Genomic DNA, 5,232 nt, shown 5'->3' with positions numbered 1-5,232 from the left:
GAGTCACTATCATCATCCATGCTGGTGTCGGCAGGTTGTTCTGCTGCGGCGTCAACATCATCTGCCTCTGCAGGCATATCAAATTCAGCCAATAGTGAGGAAATATCATCATCTGTGCTGGTGTCGGCAGATTGTACTGCTGCGGCAACGGGAACAGCATCTGCCTCTGCTGGCATATCAAACTCAGTTAATAGTGAGTCAATATCATCATCCGTGCTGGTATCGGCTGGTTTTTCTGCTGCGGCGTCAACATCATCTGCCTCTGCAGGCATATCAAACTCAGCCAATAGCGAATCAATATCATCATCCATGCTGGTGTCGGCAGATTTTATAGACTCTTCAACAACATCATCTGCCTCTGCTGGCATATCAAACTCAGCCAATAGCGAGTCAATATCATCTTTCGCCGCTATGCTACTCGGGTTAACGGCTGATTCGGCCTGCATATCAAACTCAGCTAATAGTGAGTCAATATCATCTTCCGCAGATGCATCTAGCGTATCGTTTTCATCTTTGAGAGAGTCGTCAGAATCTAATCCAGCCAGCAAGTTGTCAAGATCATCATCATCTTCAAGAGGTTCAAGATCAGAATCTTGACTGTCCATGGCCTCGGCCCATAAATCATCTAACGAGGTACCTTCTTCGTCCTCAGGCTCTTTTTCGCCAATGAACATATCTGACGCCATTTCAATCTCAGTATCACCACTCATTTGGATTTCAGGCTGTAAATCTGCGCTATCTAAATTCAACAGATCATCAATTGATTCATCATCGTCATCTAGATGGACCACCATATCATCCGAATCATCTATGCCTGTTGCAGACACAGGCTCTTGTTCAGATTTGGTGACTGTTTCTATTTCAGACTGTTGAGCTTTTTTATTACGGCGACTGAGTAACCAGAAAATCAGTCCAAAAATAATGAGCAAAGGAATCGAAGCGACAAGGACCAACAAAATGGTGTTATCCATTAGGCTGCGCCAAAAGTCTGTAGGTTGCTCTATAACGGGTTCAGCGTTATCAGCTTGGTCTATGAGTTTTTGATTTTCTTGGGTTAAACCTTCATATTTTTCGCGTAATAGTTGTAAATCTTCTTCAAGCGACGAAATGTTTAATGACATTTGTTCAATTTTATTCTTCAACACTTGATTGTCAGCGTTGCTGACCATCAATTCATCTTGTGCTCGCGCCAGCTCATCTGTGAGCATTAGCGTTTTTGAATTGGCTTCGTCTAGGGTGCTATTGAGATCATTTACGACAACAGCGTTAGCTTCTTTAATCGCTTTGGTTTGTACTGCTACAGAAGGTGTTTGTTGTACTATTTGCAGTGGTTTTGCAGCAGTCGGCTTTTTAGGCGTTTCGACTATAGGAGCTTGAACTTGTATAGGTCTACTAATAACAGCACGAGGCTGAGTTTGTGTGTTAACACGGCGATCATCTTGTTCTGCTCGGCGTTTAGCAACATCATTGGGTATGGCAGCCATCACATCGGCAGAAGGAACGAGTAATATCATCCCTCGCTCTAATGTATTGTAATTATTGCCACTAAAAGCATGTGGATTAGCGTCGAACAACGCCGCCATCACTTGATAAACACTGACCTTATCACTGGGTCTGACTTTTTGCGCAATACTCCAAAACGTATCTCTTGATGTCGTCGGACCATATTGCCGTTTCGCTTGTTGTTTAACCTCGCCATTAGGCCCAGTAATTTTGAGCGTTTCTGCTTGTACAGGCTCAAAAATTTGTACACTGGTTAAACCAACCGCTGTGCAGGCAATCAAACCCACAATATATGAAGTACGCAAAGTCATCCCATCCTTCCCTTTTAGCGCTATTGAGTTACCGAGTTGGCAACAGGCTTTAGGCAATTTTTATCGTTAGTATTATGGTCGTTTACTATATCTAATCACATCCATGGAGGGCCAGTTTCGCAGGCAATTTGAATGTTATTGATGTTAAAAATGATATGTTTACGACTATAAACTAGATTCACCACACCTGCTACTATTGGGCTAAGTAAAACCAAAAAAGCCTGCGCATTGCAGGCTTTTTAAACTAAATCGCGTTGTTGATTAAGTCATTACACATAGTTAGCGCGTAATTAATAATAATCTCTAATCAAGATCTCGGCAATTTGTACGCTGTTTAATGCAGCACCCTTACGAATGTTATCGGCAGTAACCCATAAATTTATACCGTGAGAGTGTGAAATATCTTTACGAACACGACCAACATAAACAGGATCATTACCTGCGGCTTCAGTTACCGCTGTTGGATATTCGCTATCATCATCAAACAATTCTACGCCTGGAGCATTACGTAAAACAGCTTTAACATCTTCTGCATCAACAGGTTGACGAGTTTCAATATGGATAGCTTCAGAGTGACCATAAAAAACAGGCACACGCACAGCCGTTGGATTAACAACGATTTCGTCATCACCAAAAATTTTCTGCGTTTCCCACACCATTTTCATTTCTTCTTTGGTGTAGCCATTTTCCATAAACACATCAATTTGAGGCAATACGTTAAAGGCAATTTGCTTTGGATAAACAGTCGGCTCAGACGGTAACCCTTGCAATAATTTAGCACTTTGACCCGCTAGCTCATCAATCGCCTTTTTACCGGTGCCCGACACAGACTGATAGGTCGCCACGTTAATACGTGAAATACCAAATGCATCATAAATGGGCTTAAGTGCCACTAACATTTGAATCGTTGAACAATTAGGGTTGGCGATGATATTGCGATTGCGAAAATCTGCAATGGCTTCTGGGTTAACTTCAGGTATCACCAGTGGCACGTCTACGTCGTAACGGAAATGTGAGGTGTTATCGATAACAACACAACCGGCGTCACCCGCAATCGGCGCCCATTTAGCAGACACATCACCACCAGCAGAAAAGAAGCCAATTTGTGCTTGGGTCCAATCAAACGTTTCTACGTCAAGAATTTCAACTTGTTTACCGTGAAAACTGACCGTTTCGCCAGCACTGCGACTGCTCGCTAATGGAAACAACTTAGCAACCGGAAAATTACGCTGCTCGAGGATCTCAATCATAGTTTGACCCACTGCGCCCGATGCACCTAAAACGACTACATTAAATTCCTGAGACATAATTAACGCTCGACTCCATATTATCCAGTTTGAACAATCAATCTACCCTAGTTTAGTTGTGTTTTACTAGGCTTAATGTACTAAAAAAGCCGACTTTGAAGTGATTTTTTCTCAACTGGCTAAAATTACTGTTTTTTAGCCTCAATCTGTCGCTTTACTGGCTATATTAGCGTTATTTAATCAAAGTAATTAATTAAAGCCTAAAGCACTCAACATCGGTGGATTAATCGCACCATCAGATAAATAGTCCACAGATTGCGTTAACGAGATAGCACTATATTCTCGACGATAGGTATGATTTTTACGCATTAAATCAAAACCTGTAGCCGTTGAAAAACAGCCTCTAAACCTAAAATCATCGTCACGTAAGTCATAAACTAAACGCGACAATTTCAACAATTGGCTTTCGGTTAAATCACCTTGACTGACAATTTGGTTAAATTGAAATGTCGGTAATAAACTCTCTAATGATTTTTTTACCGGAAAATCGAGTAATTCACACCATTTTTGATACAACATAAACGTACCGCGGGCTTTGCCTTCAAGGCTATAGCCAGCAATATGTGGTGTGGCAAACTCTGCCAAGGCGACTAACTCGGCCATAGGATTAGGCTCACCTTCCCATACGTCAAGCACCAGCTTTACATCATCGCGTTGCTGTTTAAATTTGATCAGCGCTCGGTTATCAATCACCTCGCCTCGACAGCAATTTAGTAACCAAGTATTGGGCTTTAACTGATTGAGTCGAGCTTCATCAAACAGATACCAGGTTTTATGATCACCATCTTTAGTAATAGGCACATGCAAACTAATAATATCAGCCTGCTCAATAATAGTGTCTAGTGACACAAACTCTCGGGTATCACCTTGTAATGCTTTAATAGGGTCGCACAACAACACTTTTAGCCCATAAGCTTGCATACACTTAGCGGCTGCGGTGCCGGTATTACCTGCACCCACAATCCCTACGACTTTACCGGCTAGAGACTCTCCGAAACGTTGCGCTAACTCCAGCATGGCAATAAATGCATACTCACCCACTGCAGTCGCGTTACACCCAGGAGCATTAGTAAAGTAAATATTGCGTAACGAAAGATAATCAACATCAATATGATCGGTACCAATTGTCGCGCTACCTACAAATTTAAGTTTATCCGCATTTTTAATTAACGCTGCATTCACTTTGGTCACCGAACGCACCAATAACACATCAGCATCTTCGACTTGTTTAGGCGTCAACGTTCGGCCATTTACATATTCAACCTTGCCTAAATAACCAAATAAGGCATCAACATAAGGCATGTTTTCATCGGCAATTATTTTCATTGGGGGTATCTTATTCACTGCGAGTTTAACGACATCACATCGCGTTTTTTTATAACTAGTATCTTATACCAAACTCACCCACTCCGTCATTCCTAAGATCGGTTATTGGGAGTCCAACTGTTGGCTTGGATGCTATAGCCCCTAACAGCAAAGCGACAATGGCTCTATTGAATGAAAAGCTAAAGCCAAGAATGGATCCCGGCTCAGAAGCATTACCGGGATGACGTAAGTGGATGTTATCGAAATGAAGCAGTAGTGGGCGTTAATTAAATGAAGCAATCAGCCCGTCATCCTCGAATGCTTTTATCCCGGCTCAGAAACGCTACCGGGACGGATCCAGGTGTTGCTTGGTTTGTTGCATGCGATCTTTAAAGCGTAAAACATTAACACCTGGATTCCGGCTCAAAAGCGCTACCGGAATGACGTGCTAGTGGGTTCCTAATGCCTTGTGGTAGCGATCCTTACTTCACAGCTCGTCATCCTCGAATGCTTTTATCGGGGATCCAGGTGTTGCTTGGTTTGTTGCATGAGATCATTAAAGCGTAAAGCATTAACACCTGGATTCCGGCTCAAAAGCACTACCGGAATGACGTAGTAGTGGGTTCCTAATGCCTTGTGGTAGCGATCCTTACTTCACAGCTCGTCATCCTCGAATGCTTTTATCGGGGATCCAGGTGTTGCTTGGTTTGTTGCATGAGATCGTTAAAGCGTAAAGCATTAACACCTGGATTCCGGCTCAAAAGCGCTACCGGAATGACGTAGTAGTGGATGTTATCGAAATGAAG

3 protein-coding genes are annotated in these 5,232 nt (G+C 42.5%); all 3 read right to left on the bottom strand.

The genetic code is table 11. The features are described from left to right. On the bottom strand, window positions 1-1,814 hold a 1,814-nt coding region (locus H5202_RS17660; RefSeq protein ID WP_336244809.1), incomplete at its 3' end, for a FimV/HubP family polar landmark protein. Between the two features lie 290 nt (window positions 1,815-2,104). Next, window positions 2,105-3,121 (bottom strand): aspartate-semialdehyde dehydrogenase, encoded by a 1,017-nt coding sequence (locus tag H5202_RS17655; RefSeq protein ID WP_182744715.1) that lies wholly within the window; start codon window positions 3,119-3,121, stop codon window positions 2,105-2,107. A 189-nt stretch (window positions 3,122-3,310) separates the two neighbouring features. After that, window positions 3,311-4,447: a 4-phosphoerythronate dehydrogenase gene (locus H5202_RS17650; protein ID WP_182773228.1), complete on the bottom strand. Its 1,137-nt coding sequence runs from the start codon at window positions 4,445-4,447 to the stop codon at window positions 3,311-3,313. Window positions 4,448-5,232: the final 785 nt, after the last annotated feature.

Source organism: Shewanella sp. SG41-4 (assembly GCF_014164505.1).
GTDB lineage: Bacteria > Pseudomonadota > Gammaproteobacteria > Enterobacterales > Shewanellaceae > Shewanella.
Note: the sequence above shows the minus strand (reverse complement) of the source record. Positions and strands in the feature narration are given on the sequence as shown.

What these genes read in the sequence shown, in the direction of transcription:
- H5202_RS17650 (WP_182773228.1), bottom strand. Translation starts at nt 4,447, where the DNA reads ATGAAAATAATTGCCGATGAAAACATGCCTTATGTTGATGCCTTATTT.
- H5202_RS17655 (WP_182744715.1), bottom strand. Translation starts at nt 3,121, where the DNA reads ATGTCTCAGGAATTTAATGTAGTCGTTTTAGGTGCATCGGGCGCAGTG.